We start from the raw sequence: 794 nt of genomic DNA on the forward strand, positions 1-794 counted from the left end.
GTGCGGCCACCTGCATTTCCCCGGACTCGTTCCCATGCGTGCACCAGAAACGCCGGATCATACATAAGATTGTACAGATCGCTGAACACGCGACCCGGATCCCGGGTCGCCCACAAGTGCAGTTTGGCTTGCATCCGCCGTACTCGCGCCCAGGCTTCATCGAAGTCCGGCCACAACTCACCGGAATTCACCGGTGTCTCCATACCCTTGCAATCCCTTCCTGCGAACTACACTGCCGCCCTTCCCCATGTGAACGGCTTTCCCGTCCTCGGAGTACTACGACGGCTCCGCCCCGCACTATGCCGTCAGCCGACGACGGGCCTGCCCTTCTCATCCACCGGATATGGATGAGGATGGGGCGACATAATACGGTTCCCACGTTCACTGCCAACCATTCGACAGAGTAGGCATCCACCTTTGCCCCTGCGACATCGCCATGGCTACGCCGCATACCTTCACCATGGCCTCCCTATCCACCCCGAACCCAGGAATCAGGAGTGCCCATCCGACATGAGGGACGAGTCCGCATCGCGATCCGGCCCATATCCATCGAGTTTGAGCCGGCGCACGCCTTGAGGGGCTTTACAACAGTGGTTCCTCGCGTATACCTCTCAATCTCGCTCGCCGAACCCGAGCCATTCGACAGTGCTGGCCCGTCCCGGCTTTGTCAGGGCTGCTCCCGCTTCCCCAGCGTCTCCTGGTTCCGCTGCCCTCAGCTATCACCGCTATGATGCGACATAACAATGGTGCAGGTCTTTCACCTCCACATTGATTGACAGCGCCTCGTGGCGCAC

General features: G+C 60.2%; 1 pseudogene. It reads right to left on the reverse strand.

The annotated features are described in order from the left end of the window. Positions 1–203: pseudogene (locus ACLARN_RS44145) on the reverse strand (group II intron reverse transcriptase/maturase); the annotation flags it as partial. Positions 204–794: the final 591 nt, after the last annotated feature.

The sequence above is a fragment of the Amycolatopsis sp. cmx-11-12 genome (assembly GCF_046269425.1).
Lineage (GTDB): Bacteria > Actinomycetota > Actinomycetes > Mycobacteriales > Pseudonocardiaceae > Amycolatopsis.